The sequence below is a fragment of the Mycolicibacterium thermoresistibile genome (assembly GCF_900187065.1).
Classification (GTDB): domain Bacteria; phylum Actinomycetota; class Actinomycetes; order Mycobacteriales; family Mycobacteriaceae; genus Mycobacterium; species Mycobacterium thermoresistibile.
The window spans coordinates 3254292-3271820 of record NZ_LT906483.1 but is presented as its reverse complement, the minus strand read 5'-3'; the positions used below and the strand labels follow the sequence as shown (position 1 = coordinate 3271820).

Sequence of the window (17529 nt, the reverse complement as noted above, 5' to 3'; positions counted from 1 at the left end):
ACAAATTCGCGGACAGGGGGAACGATGGGCGGGAACCGGGCCGGCCGCGGCGAGGTGGGGCAGCGGGATCCGGTGTTCACCGAACGGCTGGTCGGAATCCTCCATCCGCTGATGAAGCGGTACTTCCGGGCCGAGGTCCGCGGTCTGGACGGGATGCCGCCCGGCAGCGCCCTGTTGGTCGGCAACCATTCCGGCGGCATGTTCACCATGGATGTGCCGATCCTGGCGTCGGCGATCTACCGGCGTTTCGGGTACCGCCGACCGGTCTACACTCTGGCGCACTACGGCGTGTTCCTCGGCAACGTCGGCAACTGGCTGCGCCGGGCCGGGGTGATCGGCGCCTCCCGGGCGAACGCCGCGGCCGCTCTGCGGGGGAACCGGTTGGCCAGGCTGATCGGACTGGACCGGGTCCGGATGAAGATCCTGCCGTTGACGTTCGGGCTGCCGTTCGGGCTGACCACGGTGCTGCCGGCGAACCTGCCGTTGCCGTCCAAGGTCGGGACCGAGATGCTGGACTCGATCGACATCCCCACCCGGTTCGGTGTGGACCCCGATGTCGGCGAGGTCGACGCGTATGTGCGGGCGGTGATGCAACGCGCTTTGGACCGGCTCGCCGCCGAACGCCGGTTCCCGGTTCTAGGCTGAGTCGATGGCCAAGACGATCGACACGCTGCGCACGCTCACCCGGGCCGGGCTGATCGCCCCGCTGCGCCCGGACAAGTATCTGCGGATGACGGCCGCGGTGCGGCGCACCGGGGTGTCGGTGACCGTGGGGTTCGCGGTGGCCGCGCAGCGCTGCGGGGACCGGATCGGGCTGGTCGACGAGATCGGCGAGCTGACGTGGCGCGAACTCGACGACGAGTGCAATGCGCTGGCAGCCGCCCTGCAGGACCGGGCGGCGGGCCAGGGGAAGGACGGTGGGAAGGGCCGGGGCGCGATCGGCATCATGTGCCGCAACCACCGCGGCTTCATCGAGGCTCTGGTCGCCGCCGACCGGATCGGCGCCACCGTGCTGCTGCTCAACACCTCGTTCGCCGGCCCGGCGCTGGCCGAGGTGGTGGACCGCGAAGGCGTCGACACGATCGTCTACGACGAGGAGTTCACCGACATCGTGGACCGGGCGCTGGCCGACCGGCCCACCGCCACCCGCATCCTGGCCTGGGTCGACGAGCCAGCTTCGGGCCCGGCGCTCCCGCACCCCACCGTGGCCGATCTGGTCGCCGAGCACCGGGGCCGGCGGCCCGCGAAACCCGCCGCCGGGGACGAGGGCAGCAGGATCATCCTGCTGACGTCGGGCACCACCGGAACCCCCAAAGGCGCACGGGCGGCCAGCAGTGGCGGCGCCGGGGAACTGGCGGCCATCCTCGGCCGGGTGCCGTGGCGCGCCGAACAGACCACGGTGATCGCCGCGCCGATGTTTCACGCCTGGGGGTATTCACAGCTGCTGTTCTCGGCGCTGCTGGCGTGCACGATCGTCACGCGCCGCAGGTTCGATCCGGAGGCCACGCTGCAACTCGTCGATCGGTACCGGGCCACCGGTCTGGTGGTGGTGCCGGTGATGCTGGACCGCATCATGGAGCTGCCTGCGGATGTGCGGGACCGCTACAGCGGACGCAGCCTGCGGTTCGTCACCGCCTCCGGGTCGCGGATGCGGCCCGATGTGGTCCTCGACTTCATGGACCGGTTCGGCGACGTCATCTACAACAACTACAACGCCACCGAGGCGGGCATGATCGCCACCGCCACCCCGGCCGATCTGCGGGCCGCCCCCAGCACCGCCGGAAAACCCGCCGACGGCACCGAGATCCGCATCCTCGACGATGCGTTGCGGCCGGTCCCGACCGGAGAGGTCGGCCAGATCTTCGTCCGCAGCAACACCCTGTTCGACGGCTACACCTCCGGCACCACCAAGGACTTCCACGAGGGTTTCATGGCGTCGGGAGACCTGGGTCGCCTTGACGAGGACGGGCGGTTGTTCGTGGTGGGCCGCGATGACGAGATGATCGTGTCCGGTGGCGAGAACGTCTACCCGATCGAGGTGGAGCAGGTTCTGGCCCGGCATCCCGACGTGGCCGAGGCCACGGTGATCGGAGTGGACGACGAACAGTTCGGTCAGCGGCTCGCCGCGTTCGTCGTGCTCCGCGACGGCGCGGGCGCCACACCGGACGGACTCAAACAGCACGTTCGCGACAACTTGGCCAATTACAAAGTGCCCCGGTCGATCTCGGTGCTCGACGAGTTGCCGCGCGGCAGCACCGGCAAGATTCTGCGCACCGAGTTGCAGGCCCGGGCCCAATCAGGGTAGCGGCAGGAGGGACAGTTGACGATCGCGCCGGCGGACATTCTGCTCACCGACCGGGTCGCCGTGGTCACCGGTGGAGGAGCGGGTCTGGGGCGGGGCATCGCGGCCGGTTTCGCCGCATTCGGCGCCCGGGTCGCGATCTGGGAACGTGATCCGGACAGCTGTGCCCGCACCGCCGAGGAGATCGGCGCCCTGGGCATCGTCACCGACGTCCGGGACAGCGCCGCGGTGTCGGCGGCGCTGCGGCAGACGACCGAGCAGCTCGGCTCGCCCACGATCCTGGTGAACAACGCCGGCGGCACGTTCTCCTCACCGCTGCTGGAGACCAGCGAGAACGGTTGGGATGCGCTGTATCGGGCCAATCTTCGGCATGTGCTGCTGTGCACCCAGCAGGTGGGCCGGCAATTGGTCGCCGCCGGGCAGCCCGGCAGCATCGTCAACATCACCTCGATCGAGGGGGCGCGCGCCGCGCCCGGATACGCGGCCTACGCGGCGGCCAAGGCCGGCGTGATCAACTACACCCGCACCGCGGCCTTCGAGCTCGCACCCCACCGCATCCGGGTCAACGCGATCGCGCCCGACATCGCGGTGACCGAGGGCCTGCAACGGATGTCGCCCGACGGGATACCCCCCGAGGTCGGCCACGCCATCCCGCTGGGCCGGCCCGGTCACGTCGACGAGATCGCCGGCGCAGCGGTGTTCCTGGCGTCCGAGATGTCGAGTTACATCACCGGTCAGACGCTGCACGTCGACGGCGGAACCCAGGCCGCCGGCGGTTGGTACCACCACCCCCGCACCGGGGCGCCCACGCTCGGCCCCGGTCCGGTCCGCTAGCGATCCCGCGCACTCATTTCAGGCAGCTGCCGCCGTCGACCGGGAGCGTCACGCCGGTGATGTAGCGGGCCTCGTCGGAGGCCAGGAACAACACCGCGTTGGCGATGTCCTCCGGTTCCACCCAGCCGATCGGCAGGGTGTGCATCATCTGCGCGACGACCTTGAGGTCCTCGGGGCCCGGATTCTCCAGGTCGGGGCGGAACAGCTTCATCGTCGGCTCGTTCATGAACAGCGGGGTGTTCACATTGGTCGGGTGCACCGAGTTCACGCGGATGTTGTGCTGTCCCAACTCGACCGCGAAGGTGCGCATCAGCCCGACCACCCCGTGCTTGGCGGCGACGTAGTGGCCGGTGTGCGGGTAGGCCTTCAGCCCGCCGACGGAGCTGGTGAGGATGATCGACCCGCCGCGGCCGCCGGCGAGGATATGCGGTACCCCGGCCTTGACCGTCTTCCACACCCCGGCGAGGTTGACGTCGATCATGTCGGTCCAGTCGCCTTCGCTGGTCTTGTCCAGCGTCTCACCGCCGTTGCCGATGCCGGCGTTGGCGACGATGATGTCGAGCCGGCCGAGCTGCTCGACACCGGTGTCGACGGCCGCCTTCAGGGCGTCGAAATCCCGGACGTCGACCTCGGCGGTGTAGATCCGGCGGTTGAGGCCTTTCACCAGGTCGGCGGTCTCGGCCAGATCCTCCGGGCTGGCCAGCGGAATCTGCACGCTGTCGATCTGTCTGCAGATGTCGACCGCGATGATGTCGGCGCCCTCCTGGGCCATCCGCACCGCGTGGGCGCGGCCCTGGCCCCGGGCGGCCCCGGTGATGAATGCGACCTTGCCTTCGAGTCGTCCTGCCATGTGATCCTCGATTCAGTGATTGGTTGCGGCGGTTCTAGGGAATGGTTGCCGGCATCGTCTCCCAGCCCCGCACGGTCGACGTGGGGGAGAGTTCGGCCTTGGACATGTCGACCTCCCACTCCGGGAACCGGTTGAGGATCTCGTCCAGGGCCACCCGGCCCTCCAGCCGGGCCAGCGCGTTGCCGAGGCAGAAGTGCGCCCCCACACCGAAACTCAGGTGCTGGCGCGGTTCCCGGTGGATGTCGAAGACATCGCCGTCCGGGGGGAAGCGGCGATGGTCACGGTTGGCGGCGCCGACCAGCAGCATCATGGCGGAGCCCGCCGGAACGGTCTGGCCGTAGTACTCGACATCGCGGGTCACGTAGCGGCACATGTGCGGAGCCGGAGGCTCGAACCGCAGGATCTCTTCGATCGCCTGCGGCAGCAGCGACCGGTCGGCCACCAGTTCGGCGCGTTGATCGGGGTGTTCGGACAACAGTTTTCCGGTCCAGCCGATGAGCCGGGTGGTGGTCTCGCTGCCGGCTGTGGCGATCACGGTCAGATACAGCAGCAGTTCCTCGCGGCCGAGCTTGCGCACGGTCCCGGTCTCGTCCTCGAACTCGGCGTTCATGAGTTCGGTCATGATGTCGTCGGACGGATGCTTGGCCCGGTAGTCGATGTACTCGGCGAACACCTCGCCGGTGGCCAGGCCGCTCATCTTCCCGCCGCGCTCGGTGCGGATGGTGGCCTCACCGTGGTCGACGACGTGACGCTGATCCTCTTCGGGAATGCCCAGCAGCATCCCGATCACCCGCATCGGCATCTGCTCGCCGAGATCCTGCACGAAATCGAAACGTCCGGTGCCGACCAGGGGGTCCAGACACCGGGCGGTGAACTCGCGGATCCGGGGTTCCAGCGCGGCGATCTTGCGCGGGGTGAACATCCGGGACAGCAGCTTGCGGTGGATGTTGTGGATGGGCGGGTCTTCGAAGATCAGCGTGCCGGGCGGAATCTCCATGCCGGACTTGATGATCTCGAGCACCGCACCCCGCGCCGAGCTGAACGTCTCGTGGTCGAGGATGGCGGAGTTGACATCGTCGAACCGGCTGAGCGCGTAGAAGTCGTGTGTCGGGTTGTAGTAGAGCGGAGCCTCTTCCCGGATCCGTTTGAACATCGGATACGGATCGGCGTTGAGCTCGACGTCGTACGGGTCGTAATGGACGTCGTTGGGGGCACTGACGGTCACGGGATCGCCTTTCGCGAAAACGCCATTTCCAACACAAATGCTGTGCAGCTGCTCAGCACTCTTTCATCGGTGCCTCGCCGTGTCAATGACGGTTCGGGTCTCGGTCGGTTATACGGTCCGCTTAATCGGTGTTCGCCCAGTTCGGCCCGGACGCCGCCGATGAAGCGCCTGCGCCGGAACGGTTTTCGGCCCCGGCGCCGGGTTCACCGGGCGCGGTGGGGATAACCGAAGTCATGTCAGCGGTTCGCCCCGGGGGCGGAGCGCACCGGAGCCTCAAGAGCTCTCTCCACATGAGAACGGCGTTCTCGCACGGGGGTGAGGCACCGATCGGTTTCGGTGCCCGGGAATCCGGCAGGGGGTCCGCTCAGTCGTCGGCGGCGAAACCGTGCGCGACGAAGTCCCACACCTCGTCGGCGGTGATGGGGTGCACGGTGCCGTCCCCGGTCCCGCCGCTGGACTGCGCCACGAACATCACGGTCTGCATGGTCATCGCCGCCATCCGCTTCGGGTTGATGCCCTCGCGCAGCTTGCCGGCGGCGGCCGCCTCCTCCATCAGCTCGGTCAGCAGCGCGAGCAGCGGGGCGTGCGCGACCTTGACCTCCTCGGGGTGGGAGACCAGCAGGCGGGGCGCGAAGTCGGTGAACAGCGGCCGTTTGGCGTTCGGGTCGGGCCGGGACGACTCGAACAGCAACTCGATGGCCGTCTTGAGGCGTTCCAGCGGATCGGTCTTACCGGCGGTGGCGGCCCGGATCTGGTCGGCCGACCGGCTCAGCGCATCCTCGAACAGGGCGAGCAGGAGCTCATGCTTCCCGTCGAACTGCAGGTAGAAGCTGCGCAGCGACTGACGGGACCGGTCGACGACCTCCTGCACGGTGAAGTCCGTGCTGCCCTTCTCGATGATGATGGCCTGCGCGGCGTCGAGGAACCGCTGGACGCGCTGGGCGGCCCGCAGCTTCGCCGTCTTGATGGAGCGCTCGACCGCACGCTGCTTCCAGGCCGGCTCCTCGCTGGGAGTGGTCACCTTTCGCTCAGATGACGGGCCGGTGGAAAGAGCATGAGACGACTGTACCGGAGATTGTCTGTGCATCGCGCTGCTAGACCCCCTCGCGGCCATCGTGTCAGAGATTGTAACTTTCTCATGGCGAGAATACTATTCTCATTCCAGTGAATACAGAAGTTCTTCGTCGATTTTGCTCGCTCTCGCCGCTGCAACGCCACATCACCGCGGTGAGCCCGCCCGGTTGTGGCCCCGTCGTGGCGCCGGCCGAGCCGACCCGAGCAGAGGACCGAGATGTACATCGACTATGACGTCAGCGACCGCATCGCGACCATCACGCTGAACCGGCCGGAGGCGGCCAACGCGCAGAACCCCGAACTGCTCGATGAGCTCGACGCCGCGTGGACCCGTGCCGCCGAGGACAACGACGTCTCGGTGATCGTTCTGCGCGCCAACGGCAAGCACTTCTCGGCCGGCCACGACCTGCGGGGCGGCGGGCCGGTGCCCGACAAGCTGACCCTGGAGTTCATCTACGCCCACGAGAGTCGGCGCTACCTCGAATACAGCCTGCGCTGGCGCAACGTGCCGAAGCCGTCCATCGCGGCGGTCCAGGGCCGGTGCATCAGCGGGGGTTTGCTGCTGTGTTGGCCGTGCGACCTGATCATCGCCGCGGAGGACGCGCTGTTCTCCGATCCGGTCGTTCTGATGGGCATCGGGGGTGTCGAATATCACGGTCACACCTGGGAGCTGGGGCCCCGGAAAGCGAAGGAGATCCTGTTCACCGGGCGGGCGATGACCGCCGAGGAGGTCGCGCAGACCGGCATGGTGAATCGCGTCGTGCCCCGGGACCGGCTGGACGCGGAGACCCGGGCGCTGGCCGGCGAGATCGCCAAGATGCCTCCGTTCGCCCTGCGGCAGGCCAAGCGGGCGGTCAATCAGACCCTCGACGTCCAGGGTTTCTACGCCGCGATCCAGTCGGTGTTCGACATCCACCAGACCGGACACGGCAACGCGATGTCGGTGAGCGGATGGCCGGTGCTGGTCGACATCGAGGAGATGAAGGCCAACATCAAGTAGCGTGCAGAGGTGACCGGTGCGCGGCGGGCCAGGGCTGATCAGGTCGGGGCCAACCGGATCGGGGTCACCTACGCCGCCCGGCTGACCGCGGCGCACCTCACCGCCGCGGCCGCGGTGCTGGCGGTGATCGTGGTGCTCGCCGACAACACCGTCGGCGATGTGCGCCGGCTGCTCACCCGCGAGAACCTGATCGCCTTCGTGGTGCTGGTCGTGCTGTCGGCGGCGGTCGACTCGGCGGTCGGAATCCTGACCATGCGGCCCACCTTCCGATGGTTCGCCGGCGGGGCCGGACCGACCCCCGAGCAGCAACGCGCCGCCCTGCGGATCCCGTTGCGCCAGACCGGCATCGAATTCGCGGTCTGGATCGTCAGCGGCACCGTGTTCATGGTGCTCAACCTGCAGGCTCCCGGTGGCGTCGCGTTCGTGATCGGCGGCGCCATCCTGTTCGGCGCGATGACCACGGCGTGCATCGGTTATCTGATCACCACCAGGACCCTGCGCCCGATCATCGCGGCGGCGATGACGAACTCCACCGCGAGGATTCAGCTGCCCGGGCCGCTCGGCCGGCTGCTCTACGTCTGGATCCTGTTCAGCGTGCTGCCCGCGCTGGGGGTGGTGACGATCGTGCTGGCCCGCTCACGGGGCTGGTTCCTGCAGGCGTCCGCCCCGATCGAACGGCCGATCCTGGTCATGATGGGCGTCTCGGTGGTGCTGGGGATCTCGGCGGCCGTGCTGGTGGCGCGGTCGATCTCGGATCCGGTGCACGAGGTGGTGCTGGCCATGCGGGAGGTGGAACGCGGGCGCCCGGCAGCGGTCGACGTCTACGAGCCGTCCGAGATCGGGCGGCTGCAGGCGGGTTTCAACAGCATGGTGGCCGGATTGGCCGAACGGGAACGGCTGCGTGACCTGTTCGGCCGTTACGTCGGCACCGATGTGGCCCGCGAGGCCGTGGAACACGGCGAGGCGTTGCGTGGCGACGTGCGCGAGGTCGGCGTGCTGTTCGTGGACCTGGTCGGGTCCACCACGCTGGCGGCGTCCCGGCCACCCGAGGACGTGGCGCGGATCCTCAACGATTTCTTCCAGATCGTGGTGACCGCGGTGGAGGACGGGGCCGGTCTGGTCAACAAGTTCCAGGGCGATGCGGTGCTGGCGGTGTTCGGGGCCCCGCTGCGGATCGACGATCCGGCCGCGGCGGCGCTGCGCACCGCGCGCCGGTTGGCGTCCCGGCTCCGCGACCTGCCCGGTCTGGATTTCGGGATCGGGGTGAGCTGTGGCCGGGTGTTCGCCGGCACCATCGGCGGCGAGCACCGCTACGAGTACACGGTGATCGGTGATCCGGTGAACGAGGCGTCCCGGCTGGCCGACCGCGCCAAACACGTTGCGACACGGGTGCTCGCGTCCGGAGCCGCCCTGGCGGCCGCGCAGCCCGAGGAACACACCCGATGGGTCGGACGTGGTTCGGCGCTGCTGCGCGGGCGTGCCGAACCGACCGAACTGGCCGAACCGGCGGGCCCGGACGACCCGGCCGCCGGTTGAGCGCCCGGACTGTCGGACTTGCGGGCTACAGGTAGGCCAGCCGGGGCGCCGAACCCCTGGCCCGCAGACCCGCGCCGACCCGGAGGGTGAGTTCCCTTGCGCTGCCCAGCAATCCGTCGAGCACCAGCACCCGTTGCACATGCCGGTGCAGATCGTGCTCGGCGGTGAAACCGATCCCGCCCAGCACCTGCTGGCAGTTCCGGGCCGCGGTGAGCGCCGCCTTCCCGGCGGCCGCCTTGGCCAACATGGCGGTCAGATCGGGGCTCTGGGTGCCGGGCAGCCGCAGCGCCGCCTCGGCGCCCTCGATCGCCACCAGCGTCTCGGCCAGCCGGTGCCGCACCGCCTGGAACGAGGCGATCGGCTTGCCGAACTGGACGCGGTCCAGCGCATGCTGCCGCGCCAGGGTCAACATGGCCCGCGCCGAGCCCACCAGCCACCAGCCGACCGCCTTGCGCGCCTCGCCGAGCCGCATGCTCTCGCCGTCGGGCACCCGTCGCAGCGGCAACCCGCCGAGGCTGCCCTCGGTGGTGGGGGTGCGTTCCCACACCACCCAGGTGCCGCCGGCGTACGGCAGCGGGGGAGTGCCGCCGGGCAGCGCGCCGATCGTCTCCAGCACGATGTCGTTGAGCACCGAAGCGTGCGAACCGGTTTCCCCGAGTAACCGGAACACCAGCGGGATCGCGGTGTCCGGCATGTCCTCGAGCATCTGCGCCCATCCGAGCTCACCCAGGGCGGCGTCCAGCTCGGCGCCGGACGCCGACAGCATCGTCTTGCGCAACCCGTCTTCGAGCAGTTCGAGGGATTCGGCGTCGAGGTCGGATCGACCCGAGATGTCCGGCACGCTCACTCCTTTCCGAGGTCCAGCAGCCGCCGGGCGATGATGTTGCGCTGCACCTCCGCGGTGCCGCCGTAGATGGTGGCGGCGCGCGAGTACAGGAACTCCGGACGCCAGTCGGTGCCCTCCAGTTCGATGACCCCGGGCAGCAGATTGCGGGCGGTGTCGTAGAACAGCTGCTCGGCGCCGGCCAGCAACACCTTGTCGACGGAGGTGTCCGGCCCCAGCTTGTGGCCGTCGGCCAGCCGGTGCTGGGTTTCCCGGGACCGGCAGCGCAGGGTGTGCAGCGCCAGGTAGGCCTCGCCGAGATCGGCGTCGACGGCCTGACCGACCCGCTTGACCTCCTCGATCAACGCGTCGAGCCGCGAGTACAGGTAGGCGATGCGCTGCCAGAAGCAGGTGGAGCGTTCATAGGGCAGCAGATCCATCGCGAGTTGCCAGCCGTCTCCCGGACGGCCCAGCATCCGGCTGTCGTCGACCGCCACGTCGTCGAAGTAGACCTCGCAGAACTCGTCGACACCGTGCATGGTGCGCAGCGGGCGCACGGTGATGCCCGGGGTGTCGAGGTCGATGAAGAACGCCGAGATCGCCTGGTGGTTGGGCGTGTTCGCGTCACCGGTGCGGGTGAGCAGGATGCACCGGTGCGAATACTGGGCGAAACTGGTCCAGACCTTCTGGCCGTTGATGATCCACCGGTCGCCGTCGCGCACCGCACGGGTGCTCAGCGACGCCAGGTCGCTGCCCGCGCCCGGTTCGGAGAAGCCCTGGCACCACTGCTCCTCGCCGCTGAGCAGTTTCGGCACCATCTCGGCGGCCAGTTCCGGTGGCGCGTAGTCGATCATCGTCGGCGCCAGCACCTCCAGCATCGAGTACGGTCCGGGCTCGGCCAGCCGGCGGCCCACCACCTCCTCGCCGACGATCGCGCGCAGGATGTCGGGACCGCCGAGACCGCCGGCCCGCTCGGGCCAGCCGTAGCGGCTCCAGCCGGCGTCGTAGAGCATCCGCAGCACCCGGGCGAACTGCCGCATGGTGTCCTCCAGCGTCGGCTCGCCGGTGGGCGGGGTCAATTCGCCCGACTCGCGTCGCTCGTCGAGCCAGGCCACCAGGGCGGTGCGGAACTCGGCGGGACTGGAGAAGTCGACGCTCATCCGGCCTCCGGCCGGCCGATCGCGTGGGGGCGGCCGGAGTCGTGCGCGCCGCTGCGCCGGATGAATGTCATGGCGCGGGTGCGCAGCCGCCAGCCGTCCGCGGTGCGGACGTAGGTGTCGTTGTAGTAGCCGATGCGCATGTCGTGCGTGGAATGCTCGATGAAGCACAGGGGTTGGGTGCCGGACGCCTTGTCCGGGTCGTCGGCGTCGAACGTCACCAGCGACTCGCCCGTCATGAACAGGCCTTTGGGGGCGGCCGCGACGAGTTCGGGGAACCGGGCCAGGGTGTAGGTCGACCCGAACGCACTGTAGCTGCCGTCGGGGGTGAACACCGAGATCAGCCCGTCGATGTCGCCCTGGGTGATGGTGACCGCGTACTTGGCCAGGAGCTGCTGGATCTCGACGAGATCGTCAGTTCGCGTCATGTCGGAAGACCTCACCGCCCTTCATTACAAAATTGACTTCTCGTGTAACGCCGATATCGGCCAGCGGGTCGCCCGGTACCGCGACGATGTCGGCGAGACATCCCTCGGCGATGCGGCCCAGGTCGGACCGGCCGATCAGGTCCGCGGCGGTCACCGTGGCGGCGCGCAGCACCGCGGCGGGCGGCAGACCCCACTGGACCAGGGTTACCAGTTCCTCGGCGTTGCGGCCGTGCGGGATCGCCGGAGCGTCGGTGCCGACGGCGATCTTCGCGCCGGCCTCGAACGCGGCCTTGATCGACGTGCGCGCCCTGGGGAACATCTCGGCGGCCTTGGCCTGCAATTCCGGCGGCGCCTTGGAGACGTCCATGTACTCGGCCAGCCGTCGTGTCGACACCAGGAACCGGTCGTTGTCGACGAGCATCTTGATGGCCTCGTCGTCCATCAGGAACCCGTGCTCGATGCAGTCGATGCCGCACTCGATCGCGTGCTTCACCGCTTCCGCGCCGTGCGTGTGCGCGGCCACCTTGAGCCCGCGGCGGTGCGCCTCGTCGACGATCGCCCGCAGTTCCTCGTCCGAATAGTGTTGTGCTCCGGCCTCTCCGGTGAGCGACATGACACCGCCCGAACAGCACACCTTGATCACCTGGGCGCCGTGCTTGATCTGGTAGCGCACCGCCTTGCGGATCTCGTCGACGCCGTTGGCGATGCCCTCCTCGACGGTCAGTTCGAGCGCGCCGGGCATGAACGCCGCGAACATGGTCGGGTCGAGGTGCCCGCCGGTCGGGGTGATCGCGTGCCCGGCGGGCACCACCCGCGGCCCCTCGATCCAGCCCGCGTCGATCGCCTTGCCGAGCGCGACGTCGAGCAGATACCCCCCGGTCTTGACGAACAGTCCGAGGTTGCGCACGGTGGTGAACCCGGCCCGCAGCGTGCGGCGCGCATTGCCGACCGCGCGCAGCACCCGGGTCGCCGGATCGTCCTGAACCTGGGAGAGGCCGGGGGTCTCCCCCCGGCCGCCCATCAGCAGGTTGACCTCCATGTCCATCAACCCGGGCAACAGGATCGCGTCGCCCAGATCGATCACGTGACCCCCCTCGGGGCCGCCGACGCCGACGATGCGGTCGTCCACGATGCGGACCAGCCCCGGCCGGACGATCTCGCCGGCGTCGACGTCCAGCAGGCCCGCCGCTCGCAGCGTCAGCACGCTCAGACCACCGGCTCCTGGACGATCTCCAGCCAGGTGGCGCCGCTGTCGAGTACCCGCGGCTGCTTCCACACCTCGATCGGGAAGCTGACCATCACCACCGACTGGGCGAGGTGCATCAGGTTCTTCGCCTTCGGCGGCATCTGGTGCAGCGGGAACCGGGAGTCGAGGTACTCCATGATGTCCTCGAGCCTGGCCATACCCGCGTCGTAGAACTCCTGCATCTCGGCCATGCTGGAGGCCAGCCGCTTGGCGTAGCGTTCCGGCTCGGTGGCCAGACACCAATCGCTGAACTTCTCCAGATCGGCGAATTCGTCGGGCAGCATGGGTTCTCTGGTGTCAGACATGTGCGGTGCTCCTGGCGCCTTCCTTCTTCGACCCGTTGGTCTGCTGGGCCTTCTGGGCGAGTTCTTCCTTGTACTTGTCGACGTACTGATGCGCGGTGTGGTGCAGGTGGCGCAACAGCACCTCCTGGTCGCACAGCGGGAACTCGGTCACCGCGCGGGTGCCGATCTGGGTCTGGGTGGCCTCCAGCGTGTTCGCGTCCTGCAACGCGTACTCCTTGAACGTCACCGCGGCCAGTTCCTGGGCCAACCGCTGGCGGGTGGTCTTCGGCGGCACGAAGTACAGCGACGCCTCGAAGATGTGCTTGGTGACGTCGGTGGGCCAGTAGTTGTAGGTGAGATACCACCCCGGAGCCCAGATCAGCAGCGTGAAGTTCGGGAAGAACTCGAAGCTGTCCTGACCCCAGAACGGTTGCCGGGACGGGTTGATCGCCGGCGGCAGTTCGTCGGGGGCGATGCCCTTGATGTCGGGGCGGTCCCACGGGCCGAACAACCCGCTGTTGAGGATCCGCTCGATCGGCTTGACCATGCTCGGATCCTTGGGCGGGGCCATCCCGCCCCACGAAGAGATCATCGAGTGCGGGCCCTTGATGTCGTAGTGCAGGGCCTCGTAGCCGTATTTGGCGAGCTTCTCGGCCTCCTCCTTGACCGCCTGCTTATTGTGCAGCACCGGCGCGTGGTAGAACTCGGTGAACGCGTCGATGAACAGCTTCCAGTTCGCGTTGACCTCCGCGCGGTAGCTGTACACCTCGGTCATCTCGTGGAAGGGATAGCCCTTCAGGTTCTGGCCGAACTCGCCGAGGTAGTCCTCCAGCGGTTCGGCGTCGTCGTCGAAGTTGACGAAGATGAAGCCCTCCCACACCTCGCACCGGATCGGCTTGAGGCCGTAGTCGGCCTTGTCGACGTCGAAGAACTCGTCTTCCTGCTGGATGAAGGTCAGGTCACCGTTGAGCGCATAGCGCCAACCGTGGTACTTGCAGGTGAACTGCCGACAGGTCCCCGAGACCTCCTCGCCGGGATAGTCGTTCCACACCAGTTTGTTGCCGCGGTGGCGGCACAGGTTGTAGAACGCGCGGATCGTGCCGTCCTTGTCCCGGTTGACGATGATCGAGGTTCCGGCGCCGACCGAGGGCATCTCCCGGGTGAAGTAGCTGCCGGCCTTCGGTAGCCGCTCCACCCGGCCGACGTGCAGCCACAGCCTGCGGAAGATGGCCTGCTGTTCGAGTTTCCACTGCTCCGGGTCGATCGAGTCGGTGTAATCGACCGGTGCTGTGCCCAGCTCGGGCCAGTTCTCGGTCCAGCTACCGACGGCGGGCTTGGGAAAATGTGCCACCCTTCTACCTCCCTGTCTCGGGCGTGATGCCGAAAGTGTTGTAGGCCATGGCCATCAGGCCATAGCAGCCGACTGTGAAAACCAGATCCATCAGTTGCCGCTCGTCGAGGCGGGCGCCAAGGGTCGCCCACGTCGCGTCGGAGATCCGGTAATGCTCCTCGAGTTCGTCGACCGCGTCGAGCACCGCCTGGTCGAACGGGTCGTCGACGGCACCGCGCTGGACGCCCGCGATGTCGTCGTCGGTGAGGCCCTCGGCCTTGCCGATGAAGACGTGATGCGCCCACTCGTAATCGCAGCTGCGGCGGTGCGCCACCCGCAGCACGGCGAGCTCCCGCAGCCGCGGCGGCAGGGTCGAGCGGAACAACAGGTGATTGCTGAACCGCAGGAACGCCTTGGTCAGCCGGGGATGACGCACCAGCGTGGACAACGCGGTGCCCGCACCGTCGGGATTACGGCGTTCCTCGGGAAGCATGACGGCGAGCGCGCTGAGCACCTCGTCATCCCATTGCTCCGCCGGTAACGGCGCCAGCCGCACGACCAGCCTCCTCTCGCTGACGAGAATCACGTTCTCATTTGCGACTAATACATTTCCACCTTTTGCCGCGAAGGTCAATGCCGAGGTGGCCGCGAGGGCGCCGAGCGGGCGAGCTCGGTGCCGGACGAGGGTCGAGGCAAGGGTCAAACGTTGATTCTCATCGGATGAGAAGATAGTTTTCAAAGATCGAGAACACGCCCGGACGGAGCTGTCGGGGATCAGGGAGGTGCCGCTGTGCAGAAGGACGACATGATCTTGATCAGCGTGGATGATCACACGGTTGAGCCGCCGGATATGTTCCGCAATCATCTGCCGAGGAAGTATCTCGATGATGCGCCGCGGTTGGTGCACAACCCGGATGGTTCGGATACCTGGCAGTTTCGGGATGTGGTGATCCCGAATGTGGCGCTCAATGCGGTGGCGGGCCGGCCCAAGGAGGAGTACGGGCTGGAGCCGCAGGGGCTCGATGAGATCCGGCCGGGGTGTTGGCAGGTCGATGAGCGGGTCAAGGACATGAACGCCGGGGGGATTTTGGCGTCGATCTGTTTTCCGTCGTTTCCGGGGTTTGCGGGGCGGTTGTTCGTCACCGAGGACAGTGAGTTCTCGTTGGCGTTGGTGCGGGCGTACAACGATTGGCATATCGAGGAGTGGTGCGGGGCGTATCCGGGCCGGTTCATCCCGATGGCGTTGCCGGTGATCTGGGATCCGCAGTTGTGTGCCGATGAGATCCGCCGGGTCGCCGCCAAGGGGGTGCACGCGTTGACGTTCACCGAGAATCCGGCGGCGATGGGGTATCCGAGTTTTCACGATCTGGACTATTGGAAGCCGATGTGGGAGGCGTTGTGTGACACCGACATGGTGCTCAACGTGCACATCGGTTCGTCGGGCAAGTTGGCGATCACCGCCCCGGACGCGCCGATGGATGTGATGATCACCCTGCAGCCGATGAACATCGTGCAGGCCGCCGCCGATCTGTTGTGGTCGGCGCCGATCAAGAAGTATCCGGATCTGAAGATCGCGCTCAGTGAGGGCGGCACCGGCTGGATCCCGTATTTTCTGGAACGGGTGGACCGCACCTATGACATGCATTCGACCTGGACCCATCAGGACTTCGGCGGCAAACTGCCCAGCGAGGTGTTCCGGGAGCACTTCTTGACCTGTTTCATCTCCGATCCGGTGGGGGTGCAACTACGCCACCGCATCGGCATCGACAACATCTGCTGGGAAGCCGACTACCCGCACTCGGACTCGATGTGGCCCGGCGCGCCGGAGGAACTGTGGGAGGTGCTGACCGCCAACAACGTCCCCGACGACGAGATCAACAAGATCACCCACGAAAACGCCATGCGCTGGTACTCCTTCGACCCCTTCACCCACATCCCCCGCGACAAAGCCACCGTCGGAGCCCTACGCAAAGCCGCCGAAGGCCACGACGTCTCCATCCGCGCACTCAGCAAGAAGGACAAGACCGGCGCGAGCTTCGCCGACTTCCAGGCGAATGCGAAGGCGGTCACCGGCGTCAAGGACTGACCCACGGACGGCGGGGCGCGCCGGCGGGAGTCGGTGCGCCGCGGCGGCTGGGCCACCCGGTGGGGCCTCAACCGGTGCCACACAACCCGAGCGGACGATCGAGAGTCGCTCCATCCGAGATCAAGAGGGAGAAACACACGTGTCGGGCGGTATGCACTTCGAGCTGACCGAGGATCAGGAACTCATCCGCGCCTCGGTGCGGGAGCTGGCCGCGAAGTTCGACGACACCTATTGGATGGAGAAGGATCTCAATCACGAGTTCCCGCAGGAGTTCTACGACGCGATCGCCGGCGGCGGATGGCTCGGCATGACCATCCCCGAGGAGTACGGCGGACACGGTCTGGGCATCACCGAGGCCACCATCCTGGCCGAGGAGGTGGCCCGCTCGGGCGGCGGGATGAACGCCGCGAGCTCGATCCACCTGTCCATCTTCGGCATGCAGCCGGTGGTGCTGTTCGGCTCCGACGAGATGAAGGCGGCCACCCTGCCCCGCATCGTCGACGGCTCGCTGCACGTCTGTTTCGGCGTCACCGAACCGGGCGCCGGCCTGGACACCACACGGATCACCACCTTCGCCCGGCGCGAGGGCGACCACTACGTCGTCAACGGACGCAAGGTGTGGATCTCCAAGGCGATGGAGTCCGAGAAGATCCTGCTGCTGGCCCGCACCGAGCCTCTTGACGCCGCCGAAAGACCAGGCACCAAGAAGACCGACGGGTTGTCGCTGTTTCTCACCGATCTCGACCGGGACCACGTCGACATCCGGCCGATCAAGAAGATGGGCCGAAACGCCGTCGGATCCAACGAACTGTTCATCGACGATCTCCGGGTTCCGGTGGAGGACCGGATCGGTGAGGAGGGCAAGGGCTTCTCCTACATCCTGCACGGGCTGAACCCCGAGCGGATGCTGATCGCCGCCGAGGCGCTCGGCATCGGCCGGGTCGCACTGGACCGGGCGGTCAAATACGCCAACGAACGGCATGTGTTCGACCGCCCGATCGGGATGAATCAGGGCATCCAGTTCCCGCTGGCCGACTCGCTGGCCCGCCTCGACGCCGCCGAACTGGTGCTGCGCAAGGCGACCTGGCTCTATGACAACGGCAAACCCTGTGGCCGGGAAGCCAACATGGCCAAATACCTGTGCGCCGACGCGGGGTTCGCCGCGGCCGACCGCGCCCTGCAGACCCACGGCGGCATGGGGTACTCCGAGGAGTACAGCATCTCCCGTTTCTTCCGGGAATCGCGGCTGATGAAGATCGCCCCGGTGAGCCAGGAGATGATTCTGAACTACCTCGGGTCGCACGTCCTCGGCCTGCCCCGAAGCTACTGATCCGGGGACGGCGGGCCCGGCGTT

Annotated in this window: 17 protein-coding genes; 7 read left to right on the top strand and 10 right to left on the bottom strand. The window is 67.6% G+C overall.

Going from position 1 to position 17529, the window contains the following annotated elements:
• Window positions 1-24: 24 nt before the first annotated feature.
• Genes CKW28_RS15330 through CKW28_RS15320 form a run of 3 tightly spaced genes read left to right on the top strand, consistent with a single transcriptional unit; the run spans window position 25 to window position 3136 of the window.
• Window positions 25-645: a 1-acyl-sn-glycerol-3-phosphate acyltransferase gene (locus CKW28_RS15330; RefSeq protein WP_003926133.1), complete on the top strand. Its 621-nt coding sequence runs from the start codon at window positions 25-27 to the stop codon at window positions 643-645.
• A 4-nt stretch (window positions 646-649) separates the two neighbouring features.
• Window positions 650-2305: an acyl-CoA ligase FadD12 gene (fadD12, locus tag CKW28_RS15325; RefSeq protein WP_003926134.1), complete on the top strand. Its 1656-nt coding sequence runs from the start codon at window positions 650-652 to the stop codon at window positions 2303-2305.
• Between the two features lie 15 nt (window positions 2306-2320).
• Window positions 2321-3136, top strand: coding sequence for an SDR family NAD(P)-dependent oxidoreductase (locus CKW28_RS15320; RefSeq protein ID WP_003926135.1), 816 nt, complete (start codon window positions 2321-2323; stop codon window positions 3134-3136).
• A 13-nt stretch (window positions 3137-3149) separates the two neighbouring features.
• Here CKW28_RS15320 and CKW28_RS15315 read toward each other — a convergent pair whose 3' ends face one another.
• The 3 genes from CKW28_RS15315 to CKW28_RS15305 all read right to left on the bottom strand — a co-directional run bounded on the left by CKW28_RS15315 (window position 3150) and on the right by CKW28_RS15305 (window position 6298).
• On the bottom strand, window positions 3150-3986 hold the full coding sequence (locus tag CKW28_RS15315; RefSeq protein WP_003926136.1) for a mycofactocin-coupled SDR family oxidoreductase: 837 nt from the start codon (window positions 3984-3986) through the stop codon (window positions 3150-3152).
• A 34-nt stretch (window positions 3987-4020) separates the two neighbouring features.
• Window positions 4021-5211 (bottom strand): cytochrome P450, encoded by a 1191-nt coding sequence (locus CKW28_RS15310; protein WP_003926137.1) that lies wholly within the window; start codon window positions 5209-5211, stop codon window positions 4021-4023.
• A gap of 364 nt (window positions 5212-5575) precedes the next feature.
• Entirely contained in the window at window positions 5576-6298 is a 723-nt protein-coding gene (locus tag CKW28_RS15305; protein WP_081475523.1) for a TetR/AcrR family transcriptional regulator, read from the bottom strand.
• Window positions 6299-6502: 204 nt separating this feature from the next.
• Here CKW28_RS15305 and CKW28_RS15300 point away from each other — a divergent pair, with 204 nt between their 5' ends.
• Window positions 6503-7285: an enoyl-CoA hydratase gene (locus CKW28_RS15300; protein ID WP_003926139.1), complete on the top strand. Its 783-nt coding sequence runs from the start codon at window positions 6503-6505 to the stop codon at window positions 7283-7285.
• A gap of 9 nt (window positions 7286-7294) precedes the next feature.
• Window positions 7295-8821 (top strand): adenylate/guanylate cyclase domain-containing protein, encoded by a 1527-nt coding sequence (locus CKW28_RS15295; protein ID WP_003926140.1) that lies wholly within the window; start codon window positions 7295-7297, stop codon window positions 8819-8821.
• A gap of 25 nt (window positions 8822-8846) precedes the next feature.
• Here the strand turns inward: CKW28_RS15295 and CKW28_RS15290 are convergent, their stop codons facing one another.
• The 7 genes from CKW28_RS15290 to CKW28_RS15260 all read right to left on the bottom strand — a co-directional run bounded on the left by CKW28_RS15290 (window position 8847) and on the right by CKW28_RS15260 (window position 14645).
• Entirely contained in the window at window positions 8847-9587 is a 741-nt protein-coding gene (locus tag CKW28_RS15290) for an acyl-CoA dehydrogenase family protein (protein ID WP_085975160.1), read from the bottom strand.
• 77 nt (window positions 9588-9664) lie between these two features.
• Window positions 9665-10804 carry an acyl-CoA dehydrogenase family protein gene (locus CKW28_RS15285; RefSeq protein ID WP_003926142.1) on the bottom strand — a complete coding sequence of 380 codons (1140 nt, stop codon included), beginning with the start codon at window positions 10802-10804 and terminating at the stop codon, window positions 9665-9667.
• Window positions 10801-11229, bottom strand: coding sequence for a nuclear transport factor 2 family protein (locus tag CKW28_RS15280; protein WP_003926143.1), 429 nt, complete (start codon window positions 11227-11229; stop codon window positions 10801-10803). The genes CKW28_RS15285 and CKW28_RS15280 overlap by 4 nt, the downstream gene beginning before the upstream one ends.
• On the bottom strand, window positions 11216-12433 hold the full coding sequence (locus CKW28_RS15275; protein WP_003926144.1) for a metal-dependent hydrolase family protein: 1218 nt from the start codon (window positions 12431-12433) through the stop codon (window positions 11216-11218). The genes CKW28_RS15280 and CKW28_RS15275 overlap by 14 nt, the downstream gene beginning before the upstream one ends.
• A 2-nt stretch (window positions 12434-12435) precedes the next feature.
• Window positions 12436-12780: a hypothetical protein gene (locus tag CKW28_RS15270; RefSeq protein WP_040547126.1), complete on the bottom strand. Its 345-nt coding sequence runs from the start codon at window positions 12778-12780 to the stop codon at window positions 12436-12438.
• Entirely contained in the window at window positions 12773-14110 is a 1338-nt protein-coding gene (locus CKW28_RS15265) for an SRPBCC family protein (protein ID WP_003926146.1), read from the bottom strand. Before CKW28_RS15265 ends, CKW28_RS15270 begins: the two co-directional genes overlap by 8 nt.
• 4 nt (window positions 14111-14114) lie before the next feature.
• On the bottom strand, window positions 14115-14645 hold the full coding sequence (locus CKW28_RS15260) for a carboxymuconolactone decarboxylase family protein (RefSeq protein ID WP_003926147.1): 531 nt from the start codon (window positions 14643-14645) through the stop codon (window positions 14115-14117).
• 234 nt (window positions 14646-14879) lie between these two features.
• Here CKW28_RS15260 and CKW28_RS15255 point away from each other — a divergent pair, with 234 nt between their 5' ends.
• Together CKW28_RS15255 and CKW28_RS15250 are read left to right on the top strand one after the other, a co-directional pair.
• Window positions 14880-16175, top strand: a complete 1296-nt coding sequence (locus CKW28_RS15255) for an amidohydrolase family protein (protein WP_095176453.1) — start codon at window positions 14880-14882, stop codon at window positions 16173-16175.
• Between the two features lie 151 nt (window positions 16176-16326).
• The gene (locus CKW28_RS15250) at window positions 16327-17505 is read left to right on the top strand and encodes an acyl-CoA dehydrogenase family protein (RefSeq protein ID WP_061252239.1); all 1179 of its coding nucleotides are present in this window, start codon (window positions 16327-16329) and stop codon (window positions 17503-17505) included.
• Window positions 17506-17529: the final 24 nt, after the last annotated feature.

Bases quoted from the DNA above. Each gene is read 5' to 3' on its own strand.
- CKW28_RS15330 (WP_003926133.1), top strand. From the start codon at position 25: ATGGGCGGGAACCGGGCCGGCCGCGGCGAGGTGGGGCAGCGGGATCCG.
- fadD12 (WP_003926134.1), top strand. From the start codon at position 650: ATGGCCAAGACGATCGACACGCTGCGCACGCTCACCCGGGCCGGGCTG.
- CKW28_RS15315 (WP_003926136.1), bottom strand. From the start codon at position 3,986: ATGGCAGGACGACTCGAAGGCAAGGTCGCATTCATCACCGGGGCCGCC.
- CKW28_RS15305 (WP_081475523.1), bottom strand. From the start codon at position 6,298: ATGCACAGACAATCTCCGGTACAGTCGTCTCATGCTCTTTCCACCGGC.
- CKW28_RS15300 (WP_003926139.1), top strand. From the start codon at position 6,503: ATGTACATCGACTATGACGTCAGCGACCGCATCGCGACCATCACGCTG.
- CKW28_RS15290 (WP_085975160.1), bottom strand. From the start codon at position 9,587: ATGCTGTCGGCGTCCGGCGCCGAGCTGGACGCCGCCCTGGGTGAGCTC.
- CKW28_RS15285 (WP_003926142.1), bottom strand. From the start codon at position 10,804: ATGAGCGTCGACTTCTCCAGTCCCGCCGAGTTCCGCACCGCCCTGGTG.
- CKW28_RS15280 (WP_003926143.1), bottom strand. From the start codon at position 11,229: ATGACGCGAACTGACGATCTCGTCGAGATCCAGCAGCTCCTGGCCAAG.
- CKW28_RS15270 (WP_040547126.1), bottom strand. From the start codon at position 12,780: ATGTCTGACACCAGAGAACCCATGCTGCCCGACGAATTCGCCGATCTG.
- CKW28_RS15250 (WP_061252239.1), top strand. From the start codon at position 16,327: ATGCACTTCGAGCTGACCGAGGATCAGGAACTCATCCGCGCCTCGGTG.